The organism is Caldalkalibacillus salinus, assembly GCF_016745835.1.
Taxonomy (GTDB): Bacteria; Bacillota; Bacilli; order Caldalkalibacillales; family JCM-10596; genus Caldalkalibacillus_A; species Caldalkalibacillus_A salinus.
Window position 1 is genome coordinate 577,926 of the sequence record NZ_JAERVL010000001.1, and the last position, 14,885, is coordinate 592,810.

Below are 14,885 nucleotides of genomic sequence, written 5' to 3' on the forward strand. Positions count from 1 at the left end.
GGGAGGGAATTATTATGGCCCACTTTAGGCCAATGGCACGAATAATTTCTCATTTAGGAGAGAGGTTAATTAGTAGTACAAAGGTTGCACTTTTAGAATTAGTTAAAAACTCATATGATGCCAAGTCTAAATTTGTAGAGATTACTATAAATCAGTATGATAAACAAATTATCATTTATGATGAAGGTCACGGCATGGACGACAAGACTATTGAAAACCATTGGCTTGTAGTAGGAACAAATAACAGACTTCAAAGGAAAGGTTCAATTGGGGATGATCAGGAGGAAGTGCCACTTGGAGAAAAGGGCTTAGGTCGTTTTTCTACCATGAAATTAGGTAATCACCTACTTTTACAAACATCAACTAAAGATTCTGACGTTCAATGGAATTTAGAAATTGACTGGACTAAATTTGGTTACAAGAGTGACTTATACTTGGATCAGGTTAATAATAACTTATATGAATTATCTAAACAAAAAGAAGGTTCATATACCAAGCTGATAATAAGTGATATAAAGGATTTTATTAGTGAGGAATGGGATAAGGTGGAAGTAGAGAAGTTTATTTCTAATACTGCAGCTAAGTATATAAATCCTTTTTATGAATTACCAAGAAAATTTAACATTAAAGTTTGGTTTACAGACCGTAATAATAAGAAAAGTTTTATTAAGATTGGTCAGACTGAAAAAGAATTGTTAGGTCAAGCACATCATGAAATTAAAGGAAAATATACTCCCGGGAAAATTCACTATCAATTTCAAGTAAGAAGGAACGGAACTATTGTCGACCAAGGTGAAGATAATATTCTTTTAGATTCTAAAATTGAAGACAGAGACCCTTTGGAATCAGGCTTTATAGGAGAATTTAGATTTCATTTTTATATATTTAATAGGCGTAGGTTAAATGAAATGACTGGTTTTGAAAATACTAGAGTTATCCGCGAAATTCTAGACAGATATACTGGTGGGCCGATGATTTTTCGAGACGGTTTTAGGATATTTCCTTATGGTGATCCCGGAGATGATTGGTTGGAATTGAATAAGGAAAAGTATAGAAAAGGAAAAGCGAGTATTATAGGAGAGCAAACAACAGGTTATATTGCCTTAAACTCTAATAAATCTCCATATCTAGTAGATCAAACAAATCGTGAGGGACTGGTTAAAAATAAATCTTATGAAAATTTTAATTTTATTGTAAAAAGTGTATTTCAAAAGTTATTAAATATAGTTGAAAGAAATGAACCAAAAGAAACATCGAGTGATATTACCAGTCATGCAAAAAAATCAGCAATGAATATAGAGAAAACTATTCTAAAAATTTCTCAAAGCAGTGATATAGAGGAAAAAGATATAAAGCTAATTATTCAAGAGTCTAAGTTAATAAATAAAGGAATTAAGGAACTAAATAGACGAGAAAAGGCTTTACTAGAAACATCTAGTGTTGGAATGACTTCAATGCAAATTGCACATGAGATTCATAACTTTATGCAAAAAATCTTGTCCAAACTAGATGATTTAAAAAGAGAACTACCGAATGTGTATTTAACTAATATTGAAATGCTTGAGTTAAATATTAAGTCCCTTAAAACTATGATTTCCCAAATAGATGAGCAGGCTTCAACATTAAGAAGAGCAAAATCAAAGGTGAATCTTGTTGATCAAATTCAACAAATAGTGGATACTTCAAAATCATTGTTAAGTAACTATAACAATAGAGCCATTGAAATCAATGTTGAATCAGAAGTTGTTAGTCTATATATAAAAGTGAATAAAGGTTTACTAATTCAACTTTTTGATAACTTACTAATAAACTCCTTTTACTGGATAAACTCTTTAGGGACAAGTGATGAAATAGATAAGGGAGTAATTAATATTAAGATTCAGAGGGATGGGAATGTTGTTTTCTATGATAATGGGCCGGGAATTTCTATTTTAGATGCTGAAGCAATTTTTGAACCATTCTTTTCTAGAAAAAGGGATGGTAAAGGATTAGGTTTATTTATTTGCAGAGAGATTGCAGCCTATCACAAAATTAACCTAGAAATATTGGAATATAGAAATCAAAGAGATAGGTTATATTGCTTTAATCTAGATTTTTCTGAGATTGTATTAGGGGGAGAGATCTAATGTCCGTAGAAAATTTACTAGGATCTTTGGGTGTTTCAAAAATACTTTTTATTGATGATCAATTAGAGTTGGATGATGATGAAAAATTCCAGCAGGTGGTGCTTTATTTATCTAAAGAGAAAGATAACACAGAATTAAAGCAAAAGTTAAATACAGATACAAATTTAAGTGATGGAGAGTTAGAGCTAATATTCGTGGAAGAAGATTTCGATTTTTTACTAGATGATGAAGAAAAGAGGAACGATATCTATGTGGTTATAGAAGATTATGATAAAGAAATAATGAATGGCCATGCAAAACATATTGAAAAAAAGTTATCTGACTATTTCGGTAGTGACAAAATCGAAACCGCAAAGACGCCGGAAGAAAAAGATTTTAATGATTTTGAACTGATTATAATGGATTATAATTATTCTAAAGGTGAGTTTACTGCCCTAGATATTTTAAAGAGTAATGATTTTGATGATCAGAAGTTAAAATATATTATATTTATTAGTTCTCATAAGGAATTCGAATATAAAGAAAAAACATATAAGATGACTGATTCAGAAAGTAGACAGGATCTATTTAGAAGATATAGTAGCAATAATATTCTTGAATTCAAATCTATATTAAATTATATAAATAAAGATACAGTTCATAGAAAAGATGACTTTTACGCAGCATTATATGAAACATTATTAGAATTGGAATCAGGCAAACTAATGTTTGAATCATTATTTTCTATGAAAAAGTTGCTAGATAAGGGTGTTAATGATGCCATAAGTAAACTGTTATTAACAAATAGTAAAACAATGAAAGCCTTAATATCTGAAAAACTTGAAATAGAAGGAGTTTCTGAAACTACCTATATAGTTGAACTAAGTTTAGCATTAGTTAAGAATTTAATTACTGATAGTGTAACTCAAATGAAAGAAATTCATGAAAATTTATCTAACATTCAGGGATGGACTTGTGAAATATGGGATTATGAAACAGATAATCATTTAAGACAGTTAAGAAGAATAGAACTGTTGGATGAAAATATTAATGTTAGGAATGCTCCAATAGACTTTGGGGATATTTTCGAATTAAGAATACAAGATAACCCAGTAAGAGGTATTCTTGTAACACAATCATGTGATTTAATGGTAAGAGAGGTTAAGGGAAAAATTCGAAGGAATGCTGAAGTGGCATCAATTATTTTAGAGGTTCCTCAAGTGACCGGACAAAGTTGTATGAGATTTAGATTAGGGACAGAAGAAATAATATTTGATGTAAGAAAAAATATTCTTATCCCTTCTTGGCTATTAGATCTTACAACTTTAGACTCGGACAATGGTAAATCAAAATTTGAATTAAACCAAAGTATAGATAGAGAGTTTACTTGGGGGAGTTTTTACTATAAATATTTAACAAAGTTAATAGAAGACAGATCAAAAGAATTAAAAGATTTTTCAGATGGGGAACATACTACATGGTCCGATAACATTGCATATTCATTTTTAAAGGTGCAAAATAATTTAGATTTTCATGTTTCAAGAATTGGAAGATTGGATTATTTACATACTACATCTATTCTGAAACAAAAAACCGAGTTAGAGACTCGGGTTCCTTTATCTTTAGATATATCAAGTGAAGAAATAAAATTTTCACCTCTTAAAACTCAATTGAATTCTCAGGAAACTAATCTAAAATTCTTTTATAATGAAAGGGATAAATGTGCCTTAGTAGACGTTAACCATCTCTTAGAAACAATTCAAAAAGAAGGATTTGAAATCACACAAGAAAATGTGGATGGTGTTATAACAGAAATCTCGACAAACCATCGAAAAAAATTATATCTTAATGATCAATTAAAGGAACAGAGAATGCTAATAATAGATGAAGAGACAGCAGAGACATTTAAACAATTTGGAATTGAAATAAGAAATAGTAAAAAGAAAAGATCTGTGGATGTAATTTGTCGACATAATAGGACTATTACTGAAGCAGTAAGTCAGAGATAATACAACTTAAACTTAAAAGAAGACAAGTGAATCCGGTTTCTGGACTTCGTGGATCATTATGGATTTACGCCTAAGGTACATCGTCCCTATCGTCCACAAACGAAAGGGAAAGTAGAACGCTTCATCGGATATATGAATGGATGGCTAGAAACCTCTCTGTACAGTCATTACATGATTCTGAGATGGGTGGAAGAAACGGCAAACCAACGTGTTCATAGCACAACCGAACGAAAGCCGGTAGAACTTTGGATGAAAGAATCTTTACATACATCCTGCACCTTCGACATACGATGTTAGTTATATCGCCTATCGCAAGATTGGCAGAGACAGTGTACTAAACTATCATGCACGGAAACTGCTTATGCCATCTAAAATGGCTCGCCAGGAAGTGATGATCAAAGAAACGTTGGACGGTCAAATAACAATCTATCATCGCGGTAACCCTGTGTTGAGTTATACAAAAGATGACCACGTATTACCACTATCAGAGCAGATAAGAAAAAAGCAACGTTCAAAGGCGGACACCTCAAACGCTGCTTCAGGTATAGAGGTCGCGGTGCGCCCACTAAGCGTCTACGACCAATTCATCAATGAGAGGAGCGATCCGTCATGAATCAAATCATTGATACATACTGCGAATCGCTCAAATTGACCAAAATTCAATCAGAATGGCATTCTCTCATAGACGAAGCTTCTAAAGATAATATACCATATCATGCATTTCTTGAGCGAGTGCTGGGGATAGAAAATCAAGACAGAATTGAGCGAAGCAGAAAGACATTATTGAAATTATCGCGGTTGCCTTTTCGAAAAACGCTTGATGGGTTTGACTTTGACCGGGTTACCGGCGTGAGCAGACGGGATATTGAAGAGTATATGAATCTGAGTTTCATTAAAGAGAATCAAAGTCTCGTCTTTTTAGGACCATCCGGTATAGGGAAAACACACCTGACGTGTCGATTGCATTAGAGGCCGTAAGAAATGGCCTTTAAAAGTATTTCATGACGGCCCAAGAGCTTGTCACAACGCTTGAAACCGCAGACAATCAGGGAAAACTAGAGAAGAAGATCAGAGGGCTGGCAAAGCCTTCTCTCCTCATAATCGATGAGAAGGGCTATTTGAATCTGTCAGATAACGGAGGTCACTATTTGTTCCAAGTGATTAGCCAACGATATGAGAACAGTTCGATCATCTTAACATCTAAAAAGACCTTCAGTGAATAGGGTGAAGTGCTCGGCAATGGAATCATTTCCACAGCTATTCTGAATCGACTTGACAATCATTCCAACTATCAACTCTTTAATTAAAGACACCCTTCATTTAAAGTGTACCCTTTGTAAAGGACAATTTATAAAAAGCCTAAGCTGCTCTAAGAAGATGATCTCTGTATTGAACAGGGGGCATCTTTTTCGTTTCCATTGATATCCGTAGTGATTGTAATTGGTCATATACTGTTTTCTTTCAAAGCTTTTAAGTAGTGGCGAGACCAATAAAACGTTGACAAATATTTCTTATAATTATACTATTTTTACAGGTCGTACTAATTTTTTAGAATGGACTATATAATTAGTAAAGGGTGAGGACATGGATAATAAGTCAAAACAACTCTCTATTTCGATTGAACAGTCTAAGTTATTAGGTAGTGCACTTCGGGTCAAGATCCTTCATGCTCTCGAGGATGTGCCGAGAACTGCTAAACAAGTCGCAGACCAGCTTGGTCAGACTCCAGGGAACATTCACTACCATATGCAGAGACTGTATGAAGGTCAACTCATTGACCTTATTGAAACGAAAGAAACCGGGGGTATCGTAGAGAAATACTATAAGGCGAAATCCACGTGGTTTAACATTAAGTCTGATTCAAAATCTATACCTGGGGACACGTCAACCACTCGAATGACAACACGCTTGTTACTTACCAAAGAAGATATAGAACAGTTTCAATCTGATCTTCGAGAACTCCTTGATCAATGGGGACGTAAATTACCACAAGGCAATGGAGAGGGGATGTTGGAGTATGCCGTGGATATTTCGTTACAGGAGATTAAAGATGAGGAATCAAACATGATGGAAAGTGAAAAAGGAACTAAGCGGTGAAGGTCTAATGGAAAGTAGATGAGCATATCTGAACTGGTGTGAATGACCAAAAATGAGATAAAGGAGGAATTTTATGGATATGGAGCCGTCGAAAGAAATACAACAACAACCTCAGAGCGAGCGATTGTCTTCTCTGATAAGGAACAAAAAATTCTTACTTTTATGGTTTGCCAGTGTTTTTTCAGGATTGTCTTTCTCTATTTATTTTTTGACTAAAAGTTGGTATGTGGTTGATGAACTTAGTTTAAAGGCCTTTCTCGGTGTAGTCCTAATGGCCATGACCGTTCCACGTGTTTTACTCATGATGATTGGGGGAGTATTAGCGGATCGATTTAGACGTTCCACGATTATGTTTAGCTCATTAATAACAAGAAGTGGGCTTTTATTTGGGATGGTCATTCTTCAGTATATGGGCTTAATTAATATATGGATACTCATTGGATTTGCTTTTTGTATTGGGATTTTAGATGCTTTTTTTTGGCCAGCTAACCATGCAATTTTACCCTCTATTGTATCGAAAGATCACCTCACTCGTGCGAATTCCTTTTTACAGAGCACAAACCATCTTACCTTAATTATTGGACCGATGATCGCTGGGTGGCTCATCACGATGATCGCTTATGAATGGATTTTTGGAACGATAACGTGCTTGCTCATCATAGGGGCCATATTGATATACCTAGTAAAAGAACCGTTTGATAAGCCGGAAGTTAAGCGTCAGCCTTCACCACTAAAGGATCTTACAGAAGGATACTCTTATCTGAAGCGTTCACCTGTCTTGCTCAGTTTAATGTGGACTAGTATATTCGTCAATTTTTTTATCACTGGACCTGGTACGATGGCCATTCCTTTAATAGTAGAAGAACGTTTAATGGGTGGTCCCTTAGAACTTAGTTATTTAGAAAGTACGATTGCAGGAGGGTTGATACTGGGCGCAATCATTATCGGTATCATCAATCTTAGGTCAAAGCGAGGCCTTTTAATCATAACAAGGATAACTATTCTGGGAATATCTATCGGACTATTAGGACAGGTCACATTCCTTTTGGCAGGCGATTTTAGTCTTGGCTATTTTAGGTATGGGTATCACTATAGGAGATATACCAGCTAGAGCTATAATCCAAGAAAAAACAGATTCCGATAAGATAGGTCGCGTAATGGGGATGATGTCAACTGCGTCCAATGGGCTAATACCACTGTCATACGGGATGACCTCCGTTGCCCTTTCTCTTAATTTTTCTATATCTTGGATCTTACTTTCTTGTGGTAGCTTCATCATTCTTTTTTCGTTTTTCGTACTATGGACATTTGATAAGCTTAGATCCTTAGAATAATTGTTTTAATATGCATTCATCTCTTAAATACAGTATTATTTACCGCACAGCTATCCAAAGGTATAATTTGAATTAAACGAGGTGTTTTAAGCATGTGCTTTGGGTTTAGTAGAGAATTATATAAAAACAATGACATGGGGACCTCATTGAATATTTAAGTAAGTTTGAGAGAACATCAAGGGTCACACCCAGTAATAAAATTGTCAGGGCTGGCAAGCCTTTTTTATTTACACAATTCTAAAGTTTTTCTTGCAAAACAAGCTTGTCCCTTGACTCTTTTGTCAGGGGAGCAAAGCACGAATCTTACTGGGAATTATATACAAAGAATACAATTATGTAGTATTATTAAGTCCATGGTCTCGCCATACTTCCTCTCATTATGGAACAGTTCTATCACAACATCTTCATCACAAAAAGTTCACTCCATATTCTTTGGGACTATACAAGCCTCGGGTAGCTGATTTAGTAGCGTTGTTGCAAACGAAACAACTACTTTTATAGAAAGTAAACCACCTATATTTCACACAATTATGAAACATGGTTCTCTAGCTCAACTTTTTCAGAGTGGTTTAAAAATCTTTTAAAACATCAATCTACTTTTATGGAGCTGGAAACGTACCGTTAATGTAATAATCTAACATGATACATCTTTGTGTTGCTAAATAATAGTCAGCATAACTTTTATTTACACTAGCATGTTTTAACAATTTAATCGTTTCATTGATATAAGTATGCATTTTTTCATTATTGGTGAGCGACGTTATATTATCTAGCATGTTCATTTTTTCTTCAAGATCATCTATTAGGTTTACCCATGTCCCTTTGTTCTCTAAGGTTTTATTAAACTCTTTCTCAGATAAAAAATATGCCCTTCCACCAAAACCGGCACTTACATAGCTTTTACTACTTTCTACACTATCCTTGGAATAAATCGCTTTAGGAACTACTAAATAGTAACCACCGTATGCGGAATTTTTTATGTATGTCTTAATCTTGTCTTTTTTATCAGATGGTAGCGTTTTAATTATACTGTTTAGATTCTGCAATTCTTTATCGTAACTAGGCTTGATGGAATCAAGTAATTCATTGTAGGGGGTATTGTCTACTACATAAGAATACATTAATCCAGATTCTGTTACTATATATTCTTTATTAGATAGTTGATTGCTCTCTTCCGTCTTTTTAGTAATTGAAGGGTTTGAACTACTACCACGCACCTTAGTTTCATCTTCTGATGAATTGTGTGTACATGCAGCTAAAATCATGGCCGAACTAAGGATAATTAATATTCTTCTCATGAGCAAGTTTAAACCTCCTAACCTTTAAAAGAAGGAGTGATAAAACACTCCTTCTTACTATTATATATTCTAAATATGACTGCTCGCTACCCAATTATAACTCCAATAAAGTGAGTAATATCCTGTTGGTGAGTAAATTGCCTCTTTTAAGAAGTTATATTGTCCTTCATCCTTTCTAGTATACTAGTAAAATCACCTAAAACTCCCCTAACACTTCATCTTCATAACGTTTCATTTGTTTATTATAAGTGTTATCCCAAGCCCTTGTAGTATTTAATTCATGTATTTCTATAGCCGTAAAATTATCCCAAACTCAATTTTAACCATTTCAAGTACTGCTTTTAGATAGAAAGAAAACCACCTATATTCCATACAATTATGAAACACGGGTGGTTTCTGTTAATGATTAATGGGGATCTCTATTTTATCGTTTTTATGAATATCTTCCGTTCCGGCATCTAAGGCAGTCTTGTAATATAAACATTTATGATCGATAAGATCCATTGTTTTTTTTAGCTCTTCTATCTGTGCTTCTACAGTTACTTTTCGTTCCATAAACATGTCATATCTTTGTTGCAAGGTGGCATCTCCCTCAGAACACCAATCAATGAAGTTTTTAATTTCCTTAATAGGCATCCCAGTGGATTTTAGACATTCAATCACTTTTAAAGCTTCGATATCGGAGTCTTTAAACAATCGTGTGCCGTTGGGATTTCGTTCAACAAAAGGCATGAGTCCCTCCTTGTCGTAATAACGCAAGGTATATACTGTAAGATCCAACGCTTTTGCAACTTCGCTGATAGAATATGTCTTCATCATTTACCTCCATTGTAGAAATGATATAGACTTCGAGTTAACGCTATGAATGGAAAGGATATTATCATGATATTGATTGAATGTCAAAGTCACCAGAATTGGAGAGGTCCAGTGTAGAGAAGGTTTTTCAAAAAAATGAAACTAACCTCTTGACCTAGAGTTAACTATAAGGATTAACATAGACTTTGAAAGGATAAAGAAGGGGTAGCAATGAATGAAGGATTTTAACTTAGTTGAGATTATTCATTTTATGAGCCTGTTCCCTTTTAATAGAAATGATAGGAGGCTAACTGTATGATTACTGCAAAAGCAAGAGCTGTCGATGGTCCAGACAAACAGTTTCACGCAACTGAAATTAAACGACGTGACCTTGATTCCCATGATGTTCTAATTGAAATTAAATATGCAGGCATATGTCATTCTGACATCCATACTGCTCACGGCGAATGGGGTGAAGTAAACTATCCCCTAGTACCAGGACACGAAATTGCGGGGGTTGTTTCTGCTATAGGGCCTAACGTTACAAAGTACAAGGTCGGTGACCGGGTAGGGGTCGGATGTATGGTAGACTCTTGCGGTGAATGTGAGAACTGTCGTCAGGGAGAAGAGCAATACTGTCTCAAAGGAAATATACCTACGTATGCAGGTGTTGACAAATACGGAGAGCCAACTCAAGGTGGCTACTCTACCCACATTGTCGTAACTGAAGATTTTGTACTTAGAATCCCCGATAACATTGAACTAGATGTTGCCGCACCATTACTTTGCGCAGGTATTACGACATATTCTCCACTCAATCATTGGAAGTCTGGCCCGGGCAAGAAAGTAGCTGTTGTTGGTATGGGAGGTCTAGGTCATATGGCTGTCCAGATTGCTCATGCTATGGGTGCAGAAGTTACCGTTTTATCACAAACATTAAATAAAAAAGAAGATGGCTTGCAACTCGGTGCAGACAACTACTACGCCACTAGTAATCCAGAAGTATTTGAGAATCTTGCCGGATCCTTTGACTTAATTATTAATACGGTAAGTGCAAAGCTCAATATGGATGATTATTTTGGACTTCTTACTCTAGACGGTGTTTTGGTAAATGTCGGTGCGCCAGCAGAACCATTATCAGTAAATGTATTCTCTCTCATCGGTCATCGTCGTTCATTTGCAGGCTCAATGATTGGGGGCATTCGTGAAACTCAGGAAATGTTGGACTTCTGTGCGACACATAACATTGTGCCTAAAATTGAAGTGATTTCTGCCGATTCAATTGACGAAGCGTATGAACGAGTATTAGCTTCAGATGTAAAGTATCGTTTCGTGATTGATGTCAGCACAATGTAATTGATTTAATAATAAATCTTAAGTTGTAATGATAAGGCTATTATAGTCCTTTAAAGAGAAAGGAGTTTTGGTGTATATCGCCAAGCTCTTTTTTTCATTTGACTAAAATACCATATGGGGGTATAGTATAAATATATAAAAGCCAAAAGGAAGTGAATGATGTGGATAAATTCTTACAGGATCACCCTAGTAAACCCAGGACGCGAGATGAAAAGGAAAAAGTCATTAACCGTTTAAAACGTATAGAAGGTCAAGTACGCGGCATTCAGAAAATGGTGGAGGAAGACCGATATTGTGTAGATATTTTAGTCCAAATTAGCGCAATACAATCCGCTTTAAAAAATGTAGGTTTCTCTGTCACAGAACGACATCTCAACCATTGTGTCAGTGATGCGATCAAGCAAGGTGATGGTCAAGCAACCATTGATGAATTAATGAACGTTATGAAGCAGTTTTCCAAGTAAGGAAAAGGAGGGAACGATGTGGGAAAAACAAATCATGCAACACTTGGTATAACGGGAATGACCTGTGCTGCTTGTTCCACCCGTGTTGAAAAAGTATTAAATAAAATGGATGGCGTCGAAGCTCAAGTCAATTTAACGACCGAAAAAGCAACTGTAGATTATGATTCAGAAAAGGCTTCAATTGAGGATATTACGAAAAAAATTGAAAATGTTGGCTACGGGGTCTTAATGGAAAAAACGGAACTAGATGTTTTTGGAATGACTTGTGCTGCTTGTTCGACCCGGATTGAAAAGGTATTGAATAAGCAAGAGGGCGTTAAGTCAGCGTCTGTCAACTTAACAACAGAATCTGCATCTATCGAGTATAATCCTGGATTGGTGAACCCTAAAGCCATAATCGAGAAAATTAAAAATCTCGGATATGATGCGAAGCCAAAAGCTGAAGCAGCAGAGAAACAAACACACAAAGAAAAAGAAATGAAGAGTATGAAGACAAAATTAATCGTTTCAACCGTGTTAGCGGCGCCGTTATTGGTGACGATGTTGGATCATTTATTTAATATGTCGATACCGGGTATATTTATGAATCCATGGTTCCAATTTGCTTTAGCAACACCCATTCAATTTATAATCGGTTGGCAATTCTATGTTGGCGCCTATAAGAACCTTCGTAATGGTGGAGCGAACATGGATGTCCTTGTTGCATTAGGCACAAGTGCAGCTTATTTCTATAGTTTATACGAAGCATTTAAGACCATGGGCAACCCTGAATATATGCCGCATTTATACTTTGAAACAAGTGCCATTTTAATCACGTTGATCTTATTTGGTAAATATTTGGAGGCTAGAGCAAAAAGCCAAACAACGCATGCACTATCTTCTTTACTCAATTTACAGGCGAAAGAGGCACGCGTTATAAAAAATGGCGAAGAAGTGATGATACCAGTCGAGGAAGTGGCCGAAGGGGATCGCTTAGTTGTAAAACCCGGGGAGAAAATACCCGTTGATGGTATCGTTGTAAAAGGAAGAACATCCGTCGATGAATCGATGATTACGGGAGAATCCATTCCGATTGAAAAGGAAGTAGACGCACCTGTGATTGGGTCAACGATAAATAAAAATGGATCAATAGAAATGGAAGCGACAAAAGTAGGTAAAGATACTGCCCTTGCGTCGATCGTAAAAATAGTTGAGGATGCCCAAGGCTCAAAAGCACCAATCCAACGATTAGCTGATATCATTTCAGGTTATTTCGTACCGATTGTTGTAGGAATAGCCATTTTCACATTTATCGTATGGATCGCATTGGTCCAGCCTGGTCAGCTTGAACCAGCCTTAGTTGCAGCGATTGCTGTCCTGGTTATTGCCTGTCCCTGTGCTTTAGGACTCGCAACCCCTACTTCTATTATGGTTGGAACAGGAAAGGCTGCAGAGAATGGGATCTTATTTAAAGGTGGAGAGCATCTCGAGCGTACACATGAATTAAACGCAATCGTGCTAGATAAAACGGGGACCATCACAAAAGGAAAACCTGAAGTCACAAACTTTACTGGCGATGAGGAAACACTACAGTTACTCGCGAGTGCTGAGAAAGGTTCTGAGCACCCGCTTGCAGAAGCTATTGTGGCTTATGCAACGGAAAAAAATATGACATTCGTTGATGTCGACAATTTCACTGCCATACCCGGACAGGGTATCGAAGCTAAAATTTCAAACAAGCATATTCTTGTTGGTAATCGAACACTCATGCAAAATCATCAAGTCGATGTTGGTGGGGCGGAACAAGCATTAATTGATTACGAGGTTGAAGGAAAGACAGCGATGTTAATTGCGGTTGACGGCCAGTATCGTGGCATTGTTTCCGTTGCAGATACAATTAAAGAAACAGCACCACAAGCGATTAGAGAGTTAAAAGAGGAAGGCTTAGAAGTGATCATGTTAACAGGTGATAACGAGCGAACTGCACAAGCCATTGCAAAACAGGTTGGCATCGACAAAGTCATCGCTCAAGTTTTACCTGAAGAAAAAGCAGATAAAGTGAAAGACATTCAGGATAAAGGTAAAAAAGTGGCAATGGTCGGAGACGGTGTAAATGATGCCCCGGCATTAGCAGTCGCCGATATAGGGATTGCCATTGGTACCGGAACCGAAGTAGCCATTGAAGCGGCTGATGTCACGATTCTTGGTGGTGAGTTATTGCTTATTCCAAAAGCGATCAAAATTAGCCACGCCACTATTAAGAATATCCGCCAAAACCTCTTCTGGGCCTTCGGTTACAATACAGCAGGAATCCCGGTTGCAGCGGTCGGATTACTTGCACCATGGGTTGCTGGTGCGGCAATGGCATTAAGTTCGGTTAGTGTTGTCTCTAACTCACTACGCTTAAAACGAGCAAAGTTATAAAAAGACCCATTTAAAGGAGGTGAAATTGTCATGGAGAAAACGTTAAACGTTCAAGGGATGACATGCGGTCATTGCAAGATGTCAGTTGAAGGTGCATTAAAAGAATTAGATGGCGTGTCATTAGCTGAAGTTAATTTAGAAGCTGGTAATGTAGATGTGACTTTTGATGAATCAAAAGTAAATGTTGACGCTATGAAAGAAGCTATTGAAGAACAAGGATTTGATGTTGAAGCCTAAAAATTAGACACAACTAACAGGGAGATTATAATAAATCTATAATAAAACGGATGGTCAGTTCCTTTAGTGGGACTGACCTCGTTTTCTATTAAGAGTGGTTTTAGGAGATCCCTGAAAGAGAAGTTCTTGAAAGACAAGCTTTTTAAAAAAATAAACATAAACCGTTTCCTAGGGTGCCTCGTCTAATCTATAGAGGAAAGGGGGGCTAAAACTTGTGGAAGAGATAAACCATCGTTTATCAGCAGAGGCTGAATTCGACTTCACAGAAACAAAAGATATCAGTCATGTCATGGACACCATTATGACTGCATATGGACAAGACATCCTACAGCTAGTGTATACATACGTGCAAGATGAAGGGATAGCTGAAGACCTCACCCAGGATATCTTCTTGAAATGCTATAGCAACCTAGATCAATTCAAACAACGGTCACGACTAAAAACGTGGTTATATCGGATTGCTATCAATTCTTGTAAGGATTATTTAAAAAGCTGGTCTCACCGCAAGTTTACCTTGCAGAACACGATCTTGAATGTCCTTTCAACGAAAGACAAAGATGTGGATGAACAAGTGATTCAAAAGGACGAAGAAGCGAGATTAGCAGAAGCGGTCATGGCCTTACCGGTCGTCTACCGTGAAGTCATTTTTCTCCATTACTTTGAAGCGTTTACGGTCCATGAGATTGGTCAGGCAGTAGGTAAAAGTCCTAATACGATTAAATCTCGTCTTAAGCGGGCAAGGACACTTTTAAAAGAAAAGTTAGGACCAGAGCAGGAGGAGGGGTAG

General features: G+C 36.5%; 15 protein-coding genes. 13 read left to right on the plus strand and 2 right to left on the minus strand.

Translation table 11 applies throughout. The features are described from left to right. The first annotated feature begins 14 nt into the window (after window positions 1-14). From JKM87_RS02605 to JKM87_RS02635, 8 genes are all read left to right on the plus strand, one after another. Window positions 15-2,126, plus strand: coding sequence for a sensor histidine kinase (locus tag JKM87_RS02605; protein ID WP_202077572.1), 2,112 nt, complete (start codon window positions 15-17; stop codon window positions 2,124-2,126). Then, on the plus strand, window positions 2,126-4,114 hold the full coding sequence (locus JKM87_RS02610; RefSeq protein WP_202077574.1) for a hypothetical protein: 1,989 nt from the start codon (window positions 2,126-2,128) through the stop codon (window positions 4,112-4,114). Before JKM87_RS02605 ends, JKM87_RS02610 begins: the two co-directional genes overlap by 1 nt. Window positions 4,115-4,162: 48 nt before the next feature. After that, window positions 4,163-4,411 carry a DDE-type integrase/transposase/recombinase gene (locus JKM87_RS02615; protein WP_202077576.1) on the plus strand — a complete coding sequence of 83 codons (249 nt, stop codon included), beginning with the start codon at window positions 4,163-4,165 and terminating at the stop codon, window positions 4,409-4,411. A gap of 64 nt (window positions 4,412-4,475) precedes the next feature. Further along, window positions 4,476-4,727, plus strand: a complete 252-nt coding sequence (locus JKM87_RS02620; protein ID WP_202077578.1) for a hypothetical protein — start codon at window positions 4,476-4,478, stop codon at window positions 4,725-4,727. Then, the gene (locus JKM87_RS17775) at window positions 4,724-5,083 is read left to right on the plus strand and encodes an ATP-binding protein (protein WP_236838509.1); all 360 of its coding nucleotides are present in this window, start codon (window positions 4,724-4,726) and stop codon (window positions 5,081-5,083) included. Before JKM87_RS02620 ends, JKM87_RS17775 begins: the two co-directional genes overlap by 4 nt. Before the next feature lie 32 nt (window positions 5,084-5,115). Continuing rightward, window positions 5,116-5,337 carry an ATP-binding protein gene (locus JKM87_RS17780; protein ID WP_236838510.1) on the plus strand — a complete coding sequence of 74 codons (222 nt, stop codon included), beginning with the start codon at window positions 5,116-5,118 and terminating at the stop codon, window positions 5,335-5,337. 361 nt (window positions 5,338-5,698) lie between these two features. After that, window positions 5,699-6,211 (plus strand): ArsR/SmtB family transcription factor, encoded by a 513-nt coding sequence (locus JKM87_RS02630; protein WP_202077580.1) that lies wholly within the window; start codon window positions 5,699-5,701, stop codon window positions 6,209-6,211. Between the two features lie 79 nt (window positions 6,212-6,290). Then, window positions 6,291-7,322 carry an MFS transporter gene (locus JKM87_RS02635; RefSeq protein WP_202077581.1) on the plus strand — a complete coding sequence of 344 codons (1,032 nt, stop codon included), beginning with the start codon at window positions 6,291-6,293 and terminating at the stop codon, window positions 7,320-7,322. Window positions 7,323-8,144: 822 nt separating this feature from the next. Here the strand turns inward: JKM87_RS02635 and JKM87_RS02640 are convergent. After that, window positions 8,145-8,843 (minus strand): hypothetical protein, encoded by a 699-nt coding sequence (locus tag JKM87_RS02640; RefSeq protein WP_202077583.1) that lies wholly within the window; start codon window positions 8,841-8,843, stop codon window positions 8,145-8,147. 399 nt (window positions 8,844-9,242) lie between these two features. Beyond that, window positions 9,243-9,659 carry a MerR family transcriptional regulator gene (locus JKM87_RS02645; protein WP_202077585.1) on the minus strand — a complete coding sequence of 139 codons (417 nt, stop codon included), beginning with the start codon at window positions 9,657-9,659 and terminating at the stop codon, window positions 9,243-9,245. A 294-nt stretch (window positions 9,660-9,953) separates the two neighbouring features. Here JKM87_RS02645 and JKM87_RS02650 point away from each other — a divergent pair, with 294 nt between their 5' ends. The 5 genes from JKM87_RS02650 (at window position 9,954) to JKM87_RS02670 (ending at window position 14,885) form a co-directional block, all read left to right on the plus strand. Next, the gene (locus JKM87_RS02650) at window positions 9,954-10,994 is read left to right on the plus strand and encodes an NAD(P)-dependent alcohol dehydrogenase (RefSeq protein WP_202077587.1); all 1,041 of its coding nucleotides are present in this window, start codon (window positions 9,954-9,956) and stop codon (window positions 10,992-10,994) included. A 161-nt stretch (window positions 10,995-11,155) separates the two neighbouring features. Continuing rightward, window positions 11,156-11,458, plus strand: a complete 303-nt coding sequence (locus JKM87_RS02655) for a metal-sensing transcriptional repressor (RefSeq protein ID WP_202077597.1) — start codon at window positions 11,156-11,158, stop codon at window positions 11,456-11,458. A gap of 18 nt (window positions 11,459-11,476) precedes the next feature. Continuing rightward, complete coding sequence (locus tag JKM87_RS02660) at window positions 11,477-13,861, plus strand: heavy metal translocating P-type ATPase (RefSeq protein WP_202077599.1); 2,385 nt, start codon at window positions 11,477-11,479, stop codon at window positions 13,859-13,861. A 30-nt stretch (window positions 13,862-13,891) separates the two neighbouring features. Continuing rightward, window positions 13,892-14,098: a copper chaperone CopZ gene (gene copZ, locus JKM87_RS02665; protein WP_202077601.1), complete on the plus strand. Its 207-nt coding sequence runs from the start codon at window positions 13,892-13,894 to the stop codon at window positions 14,096-14,098. 214 nt (window positions 14,099-14,312) lie between these two features. Then, window positions 14,313-14,885, plus strand: a complete 573-nt coding sequence (locus JKM87_RS02670) for a sigma-70 family RNA polymerase sigma factor (RefSeq protein WP_336885112.1) — start codon at window positions 14,313-14,315, stop codon at window positions 14,883-14,885.

Coding starts and splice junctions, on each gene's coding strand:
- JKM87_RS02605 (WP_202077572.1), top strand. CDS start 15: ATGGCCCACTTTAGGCCAATGGCACGAATAATTTCTCATTTAGGAGAG.
- JKM87_RS02610 (WP_202077574.1), top strand. CDS start 2,126: ATGTCCGTAGAAAATTTACTAGGATCTTTGGGTGTTTCAAAAATACTT.
- JKM87_RS02620 (WP_202077578.1), top strand. CDS start 4,476: ATGCCATCTAAAATGGCTCGCCAGGAAGTGATGATCAAAGAAACGTTG.
- JKM87_RS17775 (WP_236838509.1), top strand. CDS start 4,724: ATGAATCAAATCATTGATACATACTGCGAATCGCTCAAATTGACCAAA.
- JKM87_RS17780 (WP_236838510.1), top strand. CDS start 5,116: ATGACGGCCCAAGAGCTTGTCACAACGCTTGAAACCGCAGACAATCAG.
- JKM87_RS02630 (WP_202077580.1), top strand. CDS start 5,699: ATGGATAATAAGTCAAAACAACTCTCTATTTCGATTGAACAGTCTAAG.
- JKM87_RS02635 (WP_202077581.1), top strand. CDS start 6,291: ATGGAGCCGTCGAAAGAAATACAACAACAACCTCAGAGCGAGCGATTG.
- JKM87_RS02640 (WP_202077583.1), bottom strand. CDS start 8,843: ATGAGAAGAATATTAATTATCCTTAGTTCGGCCATGATTTTAGCTGCA.
- JKM87_RS02645 (WP_202077585.1), bottom strand. CDS start 9,659: ATGAAGACATATTCTATCAGCGAAGTTGCAAAAGCGTTGGATCTTACA.
- JKM87_RS02650 (WP_202077587.1), top strand. CDS start 9,954: ATGATTACTGCAAAAGCAAGAGCTGTCGATGGTCCAGACAAACAGTTT.
- copZ (WP_202077601.1), top strand. CDS start 13,892: ATGGAGAAAACGTTAAACGTTCAAGGGATGACATGCGGTCATTGCAAG.